Source organism: Burkholderia sp. S-53 (assembly GCF_025560745.1).
GTDB lineage: Bacteria > Pseudomonadota > Gammaproteobacteria > Burkholderiales > Burkholderiaceae > Burkholderia > Burkholderia pyrrocinia.
On record NZ_CP090482.1, the window covers coordinates 1,069,464 to 1,082,589 of the forward strand.

Here is a 13,126-nt window from a genome sequence, read left to right on the forward strand (position 1 = left end):
CCTGCGACACCCGTCCAGCTCGCGATCAACCGCGATCCCGGCCCGCATCCGCCGTGCAACCGGGATCGCCACGCGCTAGTCGGCCTTCGGACCGTCACGGTCACGGAACGCGACGATACGATGGAAGGTAACGAAATTGGCGTCGTGCTGGGAATGCGCGCCGCCGTCCGGATCGTCGAAGGACGTGCGCACAACCGCGACGATATCGTTCTGGTCGAATTGCCAGTCGACATACTGGAAGCCGTGCTTGCTCCAGTCCGAATGCGACAGCACCGTGCGACGCATGGTCCAGTGCACGAGATCCGGCGACGAAATCAGCGCCAGGACATTGCGCGCGCGTTCGTAGTTGGTGCCCCGATAGAGAGGGGTGACGGCGTTGCTCAGCGACCAGTAGAGTTTCGTGCGCGGATCGAAGCGAATCGTGAATTTCTTGCCGGCACCGGGCATGTCGACGAATCCGGCGGGCTCATCGAAGCGGGCCACGGTTCCGTTGGCGTTGACCGTCACGATCGCCGCGCGCTCGGGCACCGCGTTGTAGTAGACGCGCAATACATCGACCACGCTCCCGTCCGGCCGCGCCACCGCGTTACCCTCGAGCCAGCCGCCGAATTTTCCGTCGAGCCATCCCGGATTCGGCGCAAGGCGATTGCTGAACGTCCAGTTGTCGGCCTTCAGCAGATCGCTGCCCACCGGTGCCGACATCATGAACGGCCAGATGCCGGTCTGCTCCACCGCTTCCATCGTCCGCCAGATGCGGCCGTTCGCGACGACCACCGGCACGGGCGCGGTGAAATACCGGCCTGCGTTCGCGAGCACGCCGCTGTCGCCGTCGCGCGGTACGCTCCACGTCTTCCCGCCATCCAGCGAACGCCGAATCACCGGCACGCCCGAGAACCCGCTCGTCCCGATGATGTACAGCGCCTGGCCCTCGACGAACAGGGAGGACCAGTATTGCCCGTGGAGCTCGCCCAGCTTCCGCCAGGAACGACCGCGGTCACGCGACGCATACAAGGTCTCGGTGTTTTGCGCGGACCCCGCACCGAACGTGTCATGCGCGACCACATACGTTCCGTCCGGCAGGATCGCGAGCGCCGGCGAACCGAGATAGACCCGACTCGAGGCCGGACTGTGCGCAATCACGATGCCCGGCGGGGTCGGCTGCGGTCGCGGTCTGGCCGGATACTGCGCACACGAACTGCAGCTCATCGCGGCCACGGCAAGCATGATTGCGGCAGCCCGTTTCGTTCGAACGGCAAGCGTGGGTAGGGTCATGACGGCAGCGCCTATTTCTTGAACACACCGACGACGTCGCCGCCGTCGACCACCAGCAACGCGCCGATCCGCTGCTGCTGCATCAGCAGCAACGCATCCTCGACCCGCGTGCCGGGCCGCACCGTGGACGGCTCGATCGACATCATGTCGGCCGCCGTGCGCCGCAATACGCCGTCGCCATGCCGCTCGATCGCGCGGCGGATATCGCCGTCGGTCACGATGCCCCAGCCGGCGTTCCGCTTCACGATCGCGAGCCCGAGCCGCCCGCGCGTCATCGCGTCCAGCAGGTCCAGCGTCGACATGTCCTCCGTCACGAACGGCAAATCCCGGCACGCCATTTCGTCGTCGACCGTGGACAGCAGCCGGCGGCCGAGCGAGCCGCCCGGATGGAAGCGGGCGAAGTGTTCCGGCTGGAAACCGCGCGCCCGCATCAGCGTCACCGCCAGCGCATCGCCCATCGCGAGCGTCGCCGTCGTCGACGCGGTCGGCGCGAGTTGCAGCGGGCACGCCTCGCGCTCGACGCCGATGTCGAGATGGGCTCGCGCGGCGCTCGCGAGCGTCGACGCAGGATTGCCGGTCAGCGCGATCAGGTCGTTGCCGTTGCTGCGCAGGAACGGAATCAGTTTGACCACCTCGTCCGTTTCTCCGGAATTCGAAATCGCGAGAAACGTGTCGTCCGGCGTGACCATGCCCAGATCGCCGTGATAGGCCTCGCCCGGATGCATGAAAAAGCTGGGCGTTCCGGTGCTCGACAGCGTCGCGGCGATCTTCCGGCCGACGATGCCGGACTTGCCCATGCCGCACACGACGACACGGCCGCGCGACTCGAGGATGATCCCGACCGCGTCGTCGAAATTCGCGTCGAGCCGCGCGGCGACGCCGGCCAATGCGCGCGACTCGATCTCGAAGACCTGCCGGGCGGACTCAATATGGTTCTGTTGCATCATGGGTTTGCCGTTTGAGAAGGGAGACGACACGAGCGACGTCGTCGGGTGTATCGATGCCGGCGGGCGGCGCATCGTGCCAGCGCATCACGTCGATCGGCATGCCGAGCCAGAGCGCGCGCAACTGCTCGAGCTTCTCCAGCTCCTCGAGTTCGCACGGCGTCGTGCTCGCGAGCACCTGCAATGCCGCGTTCGAGTAGCCGTAGAGGCCGATATGCCGCAGGAACGCGCCGCAGTTCGAACCGTTCGCGCTGTCCGGCCGGCCGTCGCGGCAGAACGGAATCGCCGCGCGCGAGAAGTACAGCGCACGGCCGCGGCGATCGACGACGAGCTTGACGATGGCCGGCTCGTCGAGCAGTGCGGCATCGCCGACCGGGCAGGCCACCGTCGCGACCCCGAGGTCGGGCGCCGCGCCGCAGAAGCCGGCGAATGCCCTGAGCAGCGCCGTCGGCACGAGCGGTTCATCGCCCTGCACGTTGAGCACCGCATCGGTGTCGCGCCAGCCGAACACACGCGCGACTTCCGCAGCGCGGTCGGTGCCGGACGCGTGACCGGCATCGGTCATCGCGAAACGGATGCCGCGCGCGTCGAGCACCGCCGCGATGCGCGCGTCGTCGACCGCGACGACGATGTCGCTATCCGGCAGCGCACGGCGCACGCGCGCGTGCACGCGGACGATCATCGGCTCGCCGTCCAGATCGACGAGCGGCTTGCCCGGCAATCGCGTCGAACCGTACCGGGCCGGAATCACGACGCGCACCGGCCGCCCGTCATTGCACGATGTCATGACCGCTCCATGGTTCGAGCAACGGCCGATAGGCGTCGTCGAGCGACAGCCCTGCACCGGTCAGCAGATGTTCGGCCACCTCGCGCGCCACGCCGCGACCGCCGGCCGTGCGCGCGACATGGTCGACGCGCGCGCGGACGAGCTGATGCGCATCGGCCGGCGCATACGACACGCCGACGCGTTCGATGACCGCGAGATCGTTCACGTCGTCGCCGACATACGCGATCTCGCGGTCGTCGAGCCGCTGCCGCGCCTTGATGTCCGCATAGCCGGCGGCCTTGTCGTCGCAGCCGGTCACCAGCACGTCGACGCCGAGTTGCGCCGCCCGCCACGTCAACGCGCCGCTGTGCTTGCCCGACAGGATGCCGCTGCGGATGCCGTGCGCGCGCAGCAGCGCGACCGCGACGCCGTCGTGCGCGTGAAAGCTCTTCATGAACTCGCCGTCGGCCGTCACGTGCAGCAAGCCGTCGGTCAGCACGCCGTCGACGTCGAACAGCACCAGCCGCACGGGCCCGCCATACATCGCGCCGCTCACCGGATATCGAGCGGCGCAAGCCGCTTGACCAGATCGTCGACCGCCTTCACCTGCTGCAGGAACGGGTCGAGCAGCGCGAGCGGCAGCGCGCTCGGGCCGTCGCAGCGCGCGTGGTCGGGATCCGGATGCGCTTCGAGGAACAGCCCGGCCAGCCCGACCGCCATCCCGGCGCGCGCGAGATCGAGCACCTGCCGCCGCCGGCCGCCCGACGCGGCGCCGTGCGGATCGCGCATCTGCAGGCTGTGCGTGACATCGAAGATCACCGGGCAGTCGCCCGTCGCATCGCGCATCTGACGAAAGCCGAGCATGTCGACGACGAGATTGTCGTACCCGAAGGACGAGCCGCGCTCGCACAGGATCACGCGCTCGTTGCCGGCCTCGCGGCACTTCGATACGACGTGCTCGATCTGCGTGGGGCTCATGAACTGCGGCTTCTTGATGTTGACCGGGTTGCCGGTCTGCGCGATCGCGACGACGAGATCGGTCTGGCGCGCGAGAAACGCCGGCACCTGCAGCACGTCGACGACCTTCGAGACCGGCTCGGCCTGCCACACTTCATGCACGTCCGTGATGACCGGCACGCCGAACCGGCGCTTGACTTCGTCGAAGATCCTGAGCCCTTCATCGAATCCCACGCCGCGATACGAGTGGATCGACGAACGGTTGGCCTTGTCGAAGGAAGCCTTGAACACCAGCGGGATGCCGAGACGGCGCGTGACCTCGACGAACGTGCTGCAGACGTCGAGCGTGAACTCGACGCTCTCGAGCACGTTGAGGCCGCCGAAGAGCACGAAAGGCAGGCTGTTGCCGACCGTGACGTCAGGCGTGATCGATACATTCATACATTCCTCCACGAAATTGGATCGGCGTTGTTCGTGTTGCGACGCAGCGGACGCCGCGCGATCGCATTGGTCGATCGCAGCCGATGGTTGTTGTCAGCGAGTCGCCCGTGCAGCATAGAGCGGCGCGAGCTCTTCGAACAAGCGCTCTTCGCCGAAACGCTGGCGCGCCTCGCTGCTCGCCCGCCGGCCCAGTTCCCGGCGCAGCGCGGCGTCGCCGGCGAGGCGCTCCAGCCACGCGACCGCGTCGGCCGCCGTCGCGTAGATCACGCCGGTCTGCAGATGGCGCACGACATCCACGTTGCCGGCGCAGTCGGACACGACGACGGGCCGGCCGGCCAGCATCGCCTCGATGACCGATACCGGCATGCCTTCCCACGACGACGTCGACAGGTACACGTCCGCGCCGCCGAGCCGGCGCGCCACCTCGTCGTGCGGCAACCATCCGGTTACCTCGACGCCGGCCTCGGCCAGCCGCGCCTTCCACGCATCGTCGCCGTCGCCGATCCAGACGAAGCGCGTGCCGCTCGCGCGCATGCCGTGCGCGATCTGCGCGAACAACTCGGGATTCTTTTGCGCGCGGACGCCGCCGACGGTCACCACGCACGGGGGACCGTCCGCCGGCCGCCCGGCGTCGCCCGAACGCGCGGACGACGGCGTGTCGCCCACGGCATTCTCGACCACCACCACCGGCTGACGAAGCCATGCGCGGATTGCCCGGCCTTCGCTTTCCGAGCACGCGACGTAAAGGCACTTGCGGACGCACGCGAGCCACTCCAGTCCGACGAACGCCAGCCGCTTCACACCCGAGATATCGCGGCGCATGAATGAAATGCAGTGCGGGCTGTAGAAGAACGCCGCCTTCGGCAACGCAAACAGCGTCGACAGCCGCCCGAGAAAGCCGGCGAACGACGAATGCAAGTGCACGACGTCGGGGCCGATCTCGTTGAGCGTCGTGCGCAGCCGGCCCACGGTCCGCAACAGACCCTCGCCTTTCATCTGGACGTGGCGCAACGAAACCCGCGCGTCGAACATCGCGGCCAGCCCGGGCGGCGTATCCGGTCGGACCGAGTAGATGACATGCACGTCGTGACCTTCGCGAGCAAGGCGATTCGCGATCAGGCACACCATCGACAACGTGCCGGTGGCGCTGGATTCCACTAAGTGAGCGATTTTCATTGGCATCCGTTACATGAAATGGCTGTACATCTCGAACAGGCTGGCGGTCAGGAACGCGATCGGGTCACCCGCATAGAGCAACGGCTGGATCGACAGGTTCTTCGCGAATCCGTACACGCCGTATGCCACCGCAACGAGCAGGATCAGCGCCTTGAACGGGCCCCGGCGCACATGCACCATGCATAGCGACAGGTACATCAGCGCGACCACGAAGAAATAGATGTAGATGCGCTCGAACACCTTCGTCAGATCGGAGGTCGCCACCAGCGCCAGCGCGGCGAAGTTCATCATGACCAGGCAGTGCCGCAGGCCGCGATCCGCACGTTCCGCACTGCCCCGCCACCACTTTTCCCGACGACGCCACAGTCCGTTGCTGAGCAGGAAGATCGCGAACGCCACGGCCGCCACCCCGGCAATGCTGTAGGTATCCCACGTCGAGTAGAGGTTGATCTTGTTCGACAGATAGGAATCGTCGTTGCCGGACGCGGCGAACAGTCCCGGCGCCAGCTTCGACACGACGATCGTGATCGCGGTCAACGCAAGCGAACACCAGATCGCGATCCGGCCGAACCATCGATAGAGCAAGAACGGGACGCCCACGATCAGCGACGGAATATGCGTCAGGCCGGCCAGCACGATGGCCAGGCCGGCCTTGCGTTTGCTCGCCGAGAACATGGCCATGAACAGCAGCGGAAACGCCATCGATTGCCGCATCAGGTTGCCGTACGTGCCGAAAAACGACGACGAAGACAGCAACAGCACGAGAAACAGCGGAATCGCCTGGTATTGCTCGCGCCAGATCACGACGAGCAGCCAGGAGAAGAACACGACGAAAATCAGCAGGAACGCGGTGTCGGTTACGCCGACCAGGCTCGCGGCACCATGCAGGACGGAGAACGACACGATCTCCGGCTGCCGGATCATGTACTGCCAGATTCCGAGCGACTGCATCTTGTACATGAAGTCGAGATACTGAAGCTTGTCGTTGCCGCCGTCCTGGATCGGCAACTTGAGCGCGATCAGCGGCCCCATCACGATGACGGCGCCGATGCACGCAACCAGCACCAGGAATCGGTCCGGCTTTCGTTCGGCCCCCGCCAGCACCAGGAACAGCAGATAGAAATAGAAGGCGCCGAACGAAAACAGCAGCGCGAACGCGCCGCCGAGCACCATTGCTCCGGGCAGTATCACGCGCTCGTGACCGCGAACCGCAAACAGTGAATATGCATTCATGTTCCGCCCTCAGATTCCCGGCCCGCGCCCCGCGGCCGCATCGATATACGCAAGCACGCCCGACCGCTCGATCACGCGCCCCCATTCGAGCGACTGCATCGTGGCCGGGTCGGGGCGGCTCGCGCGGATCCGCGACAGCGGAAACAGTTCGTCGAAGATCGTCGCGCCGGTGACGTGGCACTGGATGCCGAGCTCGTTCGCAGTGCGCACGTTCGACGGCGCGTCGTTGCAGACGATTTTCTTGCCGAGCGACGCGTATTCGAGCAGCTTCGTCGGCGTCTGGAAGCAATGCGGCCGGTGATACGGAAAGAAGCACACCGCGTAGTCGCTGTCGCGGACGATGCGCAGCGCGTCGGGCTGCGGCACGCGGCCGACGAACCGGATGCCCGGCGTATCGCTGAACGCCGCGCGAATTTCGGGTTCCGGCTGGCCGACCAGCACGAGCGTGTCCGTTTCGTCACGTCGCGCGTCGCGGTAGGCGGCCAGCACCTTGTGAAAGCCGCGTTCACGGCTCATTTCGCCGATATAGCAGAATCTTCCCGACGGTGTCTGCACGGCATCGGCATCGATATCCGTGTCGGCGTCGCGCCGGGCGGCGACCTCGGTATCGGTGCCCGCCGGAGCGAAGATCCAGTCGGGCACGCCCATCGGCAACAGCAACGAGCGCACGTCGTCGCGAAACGCCATCGCGTCGCGCATGTGCGCGTTCTGGAAGATCCGCAGATCGGGCCGGACGTTGAGCATCCGCTTCATGTAGTCCTTGACGGCCGCGAGCCGGCCGACCGACAGCGAGCGATAGTCGTGAATCACGAACTTCGCGGGCGGCAACGCACGATAGAAGCCCATGATGCACCACAGTACGCATCGGTCCGAATCGGGAAATCGCGCGTAGGCGTCGAGATCGCCGTCGAATACCTCGAATCCGTGCGCGCGCAGGCAACGCCCGTAGGCGGCGATCTCCGGATAATTCGCCTTGCCGGGATGCAGAATGAACACTTTCATTTCGGTTCCTGTCCATTGTCGAGGATGCGCGCCGGGACGCCGACGGCGACGCGGCCGTCCGGCACGTCGGTCAGCACGACCGCTCCGGCGCCGATCCGCGCGCGGTCGCCGACCCGAATCGCACCCAGCGCGACGCTGTGAACGCCGAACTCCACGTGGTCGCCGATCGTCGGAACGCCGCTGATCGTGCCGTCCTTCAGCAGGGTGTTGCCGATGGTCACGCCGTGTCGCAGCGTGCAGTAGTCGCCGATCACCGCATACCCGTTGATCACGAGGCCGGTACCGTGATAAATCGTGAGTCCCTTGCCGATCTTCGTCTTCACCGGAATCTCGATGCCCATCAGCCAGTCGCACAGCACGATGTACAGCAGGATCAGCGGCGCGCCGGCCAGCAGCGTGAGCCGGCTTCGGCACGCGAGGTAATGTGCGATCCGGTAGAAGATCACGACGCAGCGCGTCTTGACGAACGCATTGCGGCGGCAGTCTTCGGCGATCGCGTCGGCGGTCTGTCGCAACGTGACGGCCATGTCAGTGCCGCCTCGCGAACACGCGCCGCGCCGCATCGGCGGGGATCCGCCCGGCGCCGAAGTAGTCGATTCCATCGATCAGGAACGAATGGATGTACTTCAGCAGCCGGTCGCGGTCGAATTCCCGGTAGAAGCAGCGGCCGAGCGACACCACGCGCTTGCCGTACAGCATCGCCTCCAGCCCGACCGTCGAGTTGATCGTGACGACCGCATACGCGTGCCGGAGCAGCTCCGTCGTCGGCGACGTGACGATTTCGAAGTGATAGGTCTCCTGCAGGCGCACGATCGCGTCGATCTCGGCCGCATCGGTCTCGGCCGGATGAAGCTTCACGAACAGGTCGGCGCTCTCGTTCGCCGCAAACTCGAACGCATGGCGAATCGCGTCGAGATTGCCGACGTCCGAATGCAGCTTGATCTGCGTGTCGCCAGACACCTGAAGCGGCAGAAACACATAGCGGCAGGTCGACAACGTGTCGGCCGACAGGTACGCGGCCTGTCGCGGCGCCGGGATTCCGTTGCGCGCGCGCACGCTGGCCAGGCGCCGCCGGGCCACCCCGCGGCTGAGCGCCTTCAGCACATAGTTGGTCGCGGACGTGGCCTTGCGCGCGAACGACGTTCTGGCCTGCGGCAGCGGCATCTGCTTGTAGCGTTCGTAGGTCGACAGCCAGCGCGCATGCATGTCGTCGTCGGGCAGCGGCAGGCGATCGATGACCTCGGGGTCGCGGCTGATCGTCGACAGCGCATTGACGCCCAGCGTATCGACGAACAGCTTGCCCGGCAGGTTCGAGATCTCGATGAAGCGGGTCGCCACGCCGTACACCGTGCATGCCTGCCGCACCGCGCGACACACCAGTTGCTGCCCGTTCCACATCACGCATTGCTCGATCCGCAGGCCGCGCAGGACTTCCGACGCGATATGGAAGATCGCCGCCGACTCGCGCTTCGCGCGGGCCTCCGTCATCTGCCCGTTCAGCACCTCGATCGACAGCTGGTACGGCGTGCGGTCGGCCGGCTGGCTGTCGGCCACGTCGATCGGCATCAGCCGGTTCAGGTACACGGACCGGTAGCCGCTCAGCAGCAGGCCGAGATGCGCGACCGGCTCGCTCGTCAGGAATGCGAACTCATATTCGTGCCGGACCGCGTTCACCAGGCGGGTGGCGAAGTAGTAGCGCTCGAGGGAATCGATGACTATCAGGATCATGGTGTGCTCGCTTTTCGTATCGGCGACATCACGCCGGTGCGTGGGATCGGGACAGGTTCGTGCCGAGGACCCGGTACGTCAGCGCGATGCCGGCCGCCATCAGCGCCGCGCCCGTCAGCGAAAAAATCTGCACGCTCGTCGGGGCCGACAGGTTCATCAGTCTCGCGATGCCCAGCGCACCGCCCAGACACACGCCGCAGGTCAGCTGAAACAGGAAATCGGTGCGCTGCGCGCGCGCGGCCAGGAAGATCTGCGACAGCGGCACGTAGATCAGCTGCAGCGCGAACAGCGGCATCAGGCTGCGATAGAACCCGACCGAGCCGCGCCAGCTTTCGCCGAAGAACAGGTCGACGAGCGGCGCGAACAGCAGCAGCCCGCCCGCCATGTACACGACCGCGAGCCCCGCGAGCGCGCGTGCGTAGGTGCGGTACACCCGGGGCACCGTCGTGCCCGCATCCGGTCGCGCCATCGCGCCGATGGCGTCGCGCCGGAACACGCCGCCGACGCTCTGCGCGATCAGCGAAACCGGAAAGAACCCGAGCCGGTACGCGGCCGCAAAATAGCCGGCGCTCTGCGCATCGAACCAGTGCGGAATCGCGATCGACAGCGCATAGGTCAGCACCGATGCGCACAGCGTCGACGGCAGGATATACAGCGCGAAGCGGCGGTTCCTGACGAAGAACCCGCGCGAAAGCCTGAACGAATAGCCGGCGCGATAACCGGCGAGCAGGATCGCACCGGCCATCGCGACCGAAACCGCCGCGGTCACCCACGCGTACAGCGCGAACACGTCGACCTGCCCGCACGCGGGGCACGCGAGCGACAGCATCAGGCCCGCGAGGAACGCGCCGTTGACCACCACGCGCGACAGCGCAATCCATCCGTAGCGCCTCAGACTGTTCAGGTAGGACCCGGCGGCCAGCTGCACGAACGTTGCCAGCGCATAGACGGCGACGAGATACAGGTCGGCACGGCCGGCAATGGCGATCGCCATCGCGAACGCGGCAACGACGACCAGGCTCAGCGCCGTCACGTTGACGAACGCGTTGAACGACTCGCCGGGCTCGTCGTCGACGCATGCGAGTTCGAAGCGGAATGCGAGCAGCGTGCCAGCGAACGTCGCCAGCGCGAGCAGGTAATTGAAGTGGCCGAGCGACTCCGGCCCGAACCGCCGTCCGATCACGAAGATGCAGACGAACAGCGTGATCTGCCCGATCACGACGCCGGCCAGCGAAACGATCGAATCCCTGGGATTGATCATGTCGCCTCCCTGCGCAGCACGCGACCGCGATCGCGTGCCGGGCCGCCGACGGCAGTACGCGCGTCACGCATCGTGCGTCCCGTATTCGTATGCGACATACCGGTAGCCGCCGTACTTCGAACCGTACCCGTACTGTCCGAGCCGCGGATTGACGCCGTTGAAGATCACGCCGTTCAGGCGAACGCCGTTTTGCGCGAAGCGTTTCGCGGATTCGCCGATCTCGCCGAGCTTCGTCTTGCCGGCCAGCGTGACGAGCAGCGCCGTGCCGGCGAACGCGCCGAGAATGCCGCTGTCGGGCACGGCGAGGACCGGCGCCGAGTCGACGATGACGATGTCGTAACGCGACGACAGACCGTCCAGCAGCGGCGCGAGATTCCGGTTCAGCAGCAGTTCGGCCGGATTCTTCGGCATCGTCCCGGTCGAAATGAAATCGAGGCCGTCGACCACCTCGCGATGCATCACGTCCTCCACGCGCGCACTGCCGGCGATCAGTTCAGTGAAGCCCCGGTCGCGCGGAAAGCCGAGATAGTCGTGCAGCCGGCCTTTGCGGATGTCGCCGTCGATCAGCAGCACGCGCTTGCCGGCGCTGGCCATCACGACCGCGAGGTTCGACGAGATGAACGTCTTCCCGACGCCCGGCGCCGGGCCGGCGATCATCACGATGTTGTTCTTCGCCTCGAGCATCGCGAACTGCAGCGCGGTCCGCAGGCTTCTCAGACACTCGACGGCCGGCTCGTTCGGGAAGTCGATCGACAGGACCGACTTGTGGCCGCTCTTGCGCGCGGCCTCCTCGGCCAGATCGCGCTGGTGCTCGCTGATCGGCACGGTGGCGTATACCGAGAGGCCGAGACGGCGCTCGATCTCGTTGTGATCCGAGATGCCGTGGAACAGCATCGAGCGGACGACCGCGGCGGCGCAACCGGCGAGCAGCCCGAGCAGCAGCGACGCCACCGCGACGAGCGCCTTCTTCGGCCGCACCGCCACTTCCGGCACCGCCGCCACGTCGACGAGGCGCACGTTGCCGACCTTGCCGGCCTGCACGAGCTGCAGTTGCTGCATGTTGTTCAGCAATGCCGTGTAGAGATCGGTGTTGACCTTGACGTCGAGCATCAACCGCACGGCTTCCTGCTGAAGGTCCGGCAAACGCCGGATCTGCAGCTCGGCGGTGTTCCGATAGCCGTTCAGCGCCGCGATCTGCTCGTCGAGCGCGGCCACGCTCGGATGCCGGTCGGTGAAACGCGACATCAGCTCCTGCCGCTTCTGCTGCAGTTCGAGCAGGCGCGTCTTCGCGTCGGCGGTCTGGACCAGCGCGAGCTTCGCTTCCTCGGTGAGATCGACCGTACCGTGCTCGTTGCGCAGTTTCGTCAGGCGCGCCTCGGAATCGGTCAGTTGCCGCTTGAGCTGCGGCAGTTGCGCGGTCAGGAATTGGAGCGACTGCGCAGCCTCCGCCGATTTCCGTTCGATGTTCTGCCGGACATACTGGCGGCCGATCTCGTTCATCGTGTCGCTGACCCATTTCGGATCGGTGTCCTGCAGGCTGGCGACGACGACGTCCGACTGCTTCACGCGCTCCTGGACGTTCAGGCGATCCCGGATATCCTCGATCGTCTTCAGCCGGGAGTTGCGGATCAGCACGAACGCGGCGCCGGGCTTCGCGACGATCGCGTCGACGCGCAGCGCGATCGGGCCGCGCGGCGACCGGAAGTGCTCGAGCGTGCCGATCGTTCCGTCGACCGCGGCATCGAGATCGCCGCCTTCGAGCCGATAGCGCTTGCCGCCCAGGCTCGTCAGCGTGAACTTGTCGCCTTCATTCTTGCGCGGCACGTCGAACAGCGTCACGTCGATCCGTTCGCGGCCCCATGCGTAGCCGCCGAACCCGGCCAGGCCCGGATCGGACAGGCCGTCGCCGCGGCGTGCGATCCAGTCGCCGATCAGCGGAAAGCGCTTCGGCGATGCATCGATGAAGAGCTTGAGCTTGTCCACCGCGCGCTCGACGACCAGCCTCGACGCGAGAATCTGCTGTTCGGCAGCGGCCGACGACTTGACGTCGAACAACGAGGACACGTCGCCCAGCAACGACTTGGCGGCCGACGTGTCGGGACTGTCCTCGACCTGGACCATGATGTTCGCTTCGAACACGGGCTTGCCGAGAATCGCATACGCGAGGCCCGCGACCAGGAACACGCAGGTGATCGTCGCGATCAGCCAGCGACTTTCCAGCAGGATGTCGAGCACCGCGACAAAATCGGTCTCGCTGCCGTCTTCGGCGGCTTGCTGCGGCGGAGCGGATTGTTGAGTCATGACGATATGAGGCGAATGAGTTCCAGTGGGGAATCGACCAACGGC

General features: G+C 66.2%; 12 protein-coding genes. All 12 read right to left on the bottom strand.

Annotated features, from left to right (window positions below; genetic code table 11):
• Positions 1-75 precede the first annotated feature (75 nt).
• The 12 genes from LXM88_RS04480 to LXM88_RS04535 all read right to left on the bottom strand — a co-directional run bounded on the left by LXM88_RS04480 (position 76) and on the right by LXM88_RS04535 (position 13,081).
• The gene (locus LXM88_RS04480) at positions 76-1,224 is read right to left on the bottom strand and encodes a sialidase family protein (RefSeq protein WP_262530808.1); all 1,149 of its coding nucleotides are present in this window, start codon (positions 1,222-1,224) and stop codon (positions 76-78) included.
• Positions 1,225-1,283: 59 nt separating this feature from the next.
• The gene (locus tag LXM88_RS04485) at positions 1,284-2,219 is read right to left on the bottom strand and encodes a KpsF/GutQ family sugar-phosphate isomerase (RefSeq protein WP_262530809.1); all 936 of its coding nucleotides are present in this window, start codon (positions 2,217-2,219) and stop codon (positions 1,284-1,286) included.
• Positions 2,197-3,003, bottom strand: coding sequence for a 3-deoxy-manno-octulosonate cytidylyltransferase (gene kdsB / locus LXM88_RS04490; RefSeq protein ID WP_262530811.1), 807 nt, complete (start codon positions 3,001-3,003; stop codon positions 2,197-2,199). The genes LXM88_RS04485 and kdsB overlap by 23 nt, the downstream gene beginning before the upstream one ends.
• The gene (locus tag LXM88_RS04495) at positions 2,987-3,538 is read right to left on the bottom strand and encodes a KdsC family phosphatase (protein ID WP_412524082.1); all 552 of its coding nucleotides are present in this window, start codon (positions 3,536-3,538) and stop codon (positions 2,987-2,989) included. Before LXM88_RS04495 ends, kdsB begins: the two co-directional genes overlap by 17 nt.
• Positions 3,535-4,380 (bottom strand): 3-deoxy-8-phosphooctulonate synthase, encoded by an 846-nt coding sequence (gene kdsA, locus LXM88_RS04500; RefSeq protein ID WP_262530812.1) that lies wholly within the window; start codon positions 4,378-4,380, stop codon positions 3,535-3,537. Before kdsA ends, LXM88_RS04495 begins: the two co-directional genes overlap by 4 nt.
• A 93-nt stretch (positions 4,381-4,473) precedes the next feature.
• Complete coding sequence (locus LXM88_RS04505) at positions 4,474-5,556, bottom strand: glycosyltransferase family 4 protein (protein WP_262530814.1); 1,083 nt, start codon at positions 5,554-5,556, stop codon at positions 4,474-4,476.
• Between the two features lie 9 nt (positions 5,557-5,565).
• Positions 5,566-6,789, bottom strand: a complete 1,224-nt coding sequence (locus tag LXM88_RS04510; protein ID WP_262530815.1) for an EpsG family protein — start codon at positions 6,787-6,789, stop codon at positions 5,566-5,568.
• 9 nt (positions 6,790-6,798) lie between these two features.
• Positions 6,799-7,791: a glycosyltransferase gene (locus LXM88_RS04515; protein ID WP_262530817.1), complete on the bottom strand. Its 993-nt coding sequence runs from the start codon at positions 7,789-7,791 to the stop codon at positions 6,799-6,801.
• On the bottom strand, positions 7,788-8,318 hold the full coding sequence (locus LXM88_RS04520) for a serine O-acetyltransferase (protein WP_262530819.1): 531 nt from the start codon (positions 8,316-8,318) through the stop codon (positions 7,788-7,790). The genes LXM88_RS04515 and LXM88_RS04520 overlap by 4 nt, the downstream gene beginning before the upstream one ends.
• Position 8,319: 1 nt before the next feature.
• Positions 8,320-9,519, bottom strand: coding sequence for a capsular polysaccharide export protein, LipB/KpsS family (locus tag LXM88_RS04525; protein ID WP_262530820.1), 1,200 nt, complete (start codon positions 9,517-9,519; stop codon positions 8,320-8,322).
• Between the two features lie 28 nt (positions 9,520-9,547).
• Complete coding sequence (locus LXM88_RS04530; RefSeq protein ID WP_262530821.1) at positions 9,548-10,780, bottom strand: lipopolysaccharide biosynthesis protein; 1,233 nt, start codon at positions 10,778-10,780, stop codon at positions 9,548-9,550.
• A gap of 63 nt (positions 10,781-10,843) precedes the next feature.
• The gene (locus tag LXM88_RS04535; RefSeq protein ID WP_262530822.1) at positions 10,844-13,081 is read right to left on the bottom strand and encodes a polysaccharide biosynthesis tyrosine autokinase; all 2,238 of its coding nucleotides are present in this window, start codon (positions 13,079-13,081) and stop codon (positions 10,844-10,846) included.
• Positions 13,082-13,126: the final 45 nt, after the last annotated feature.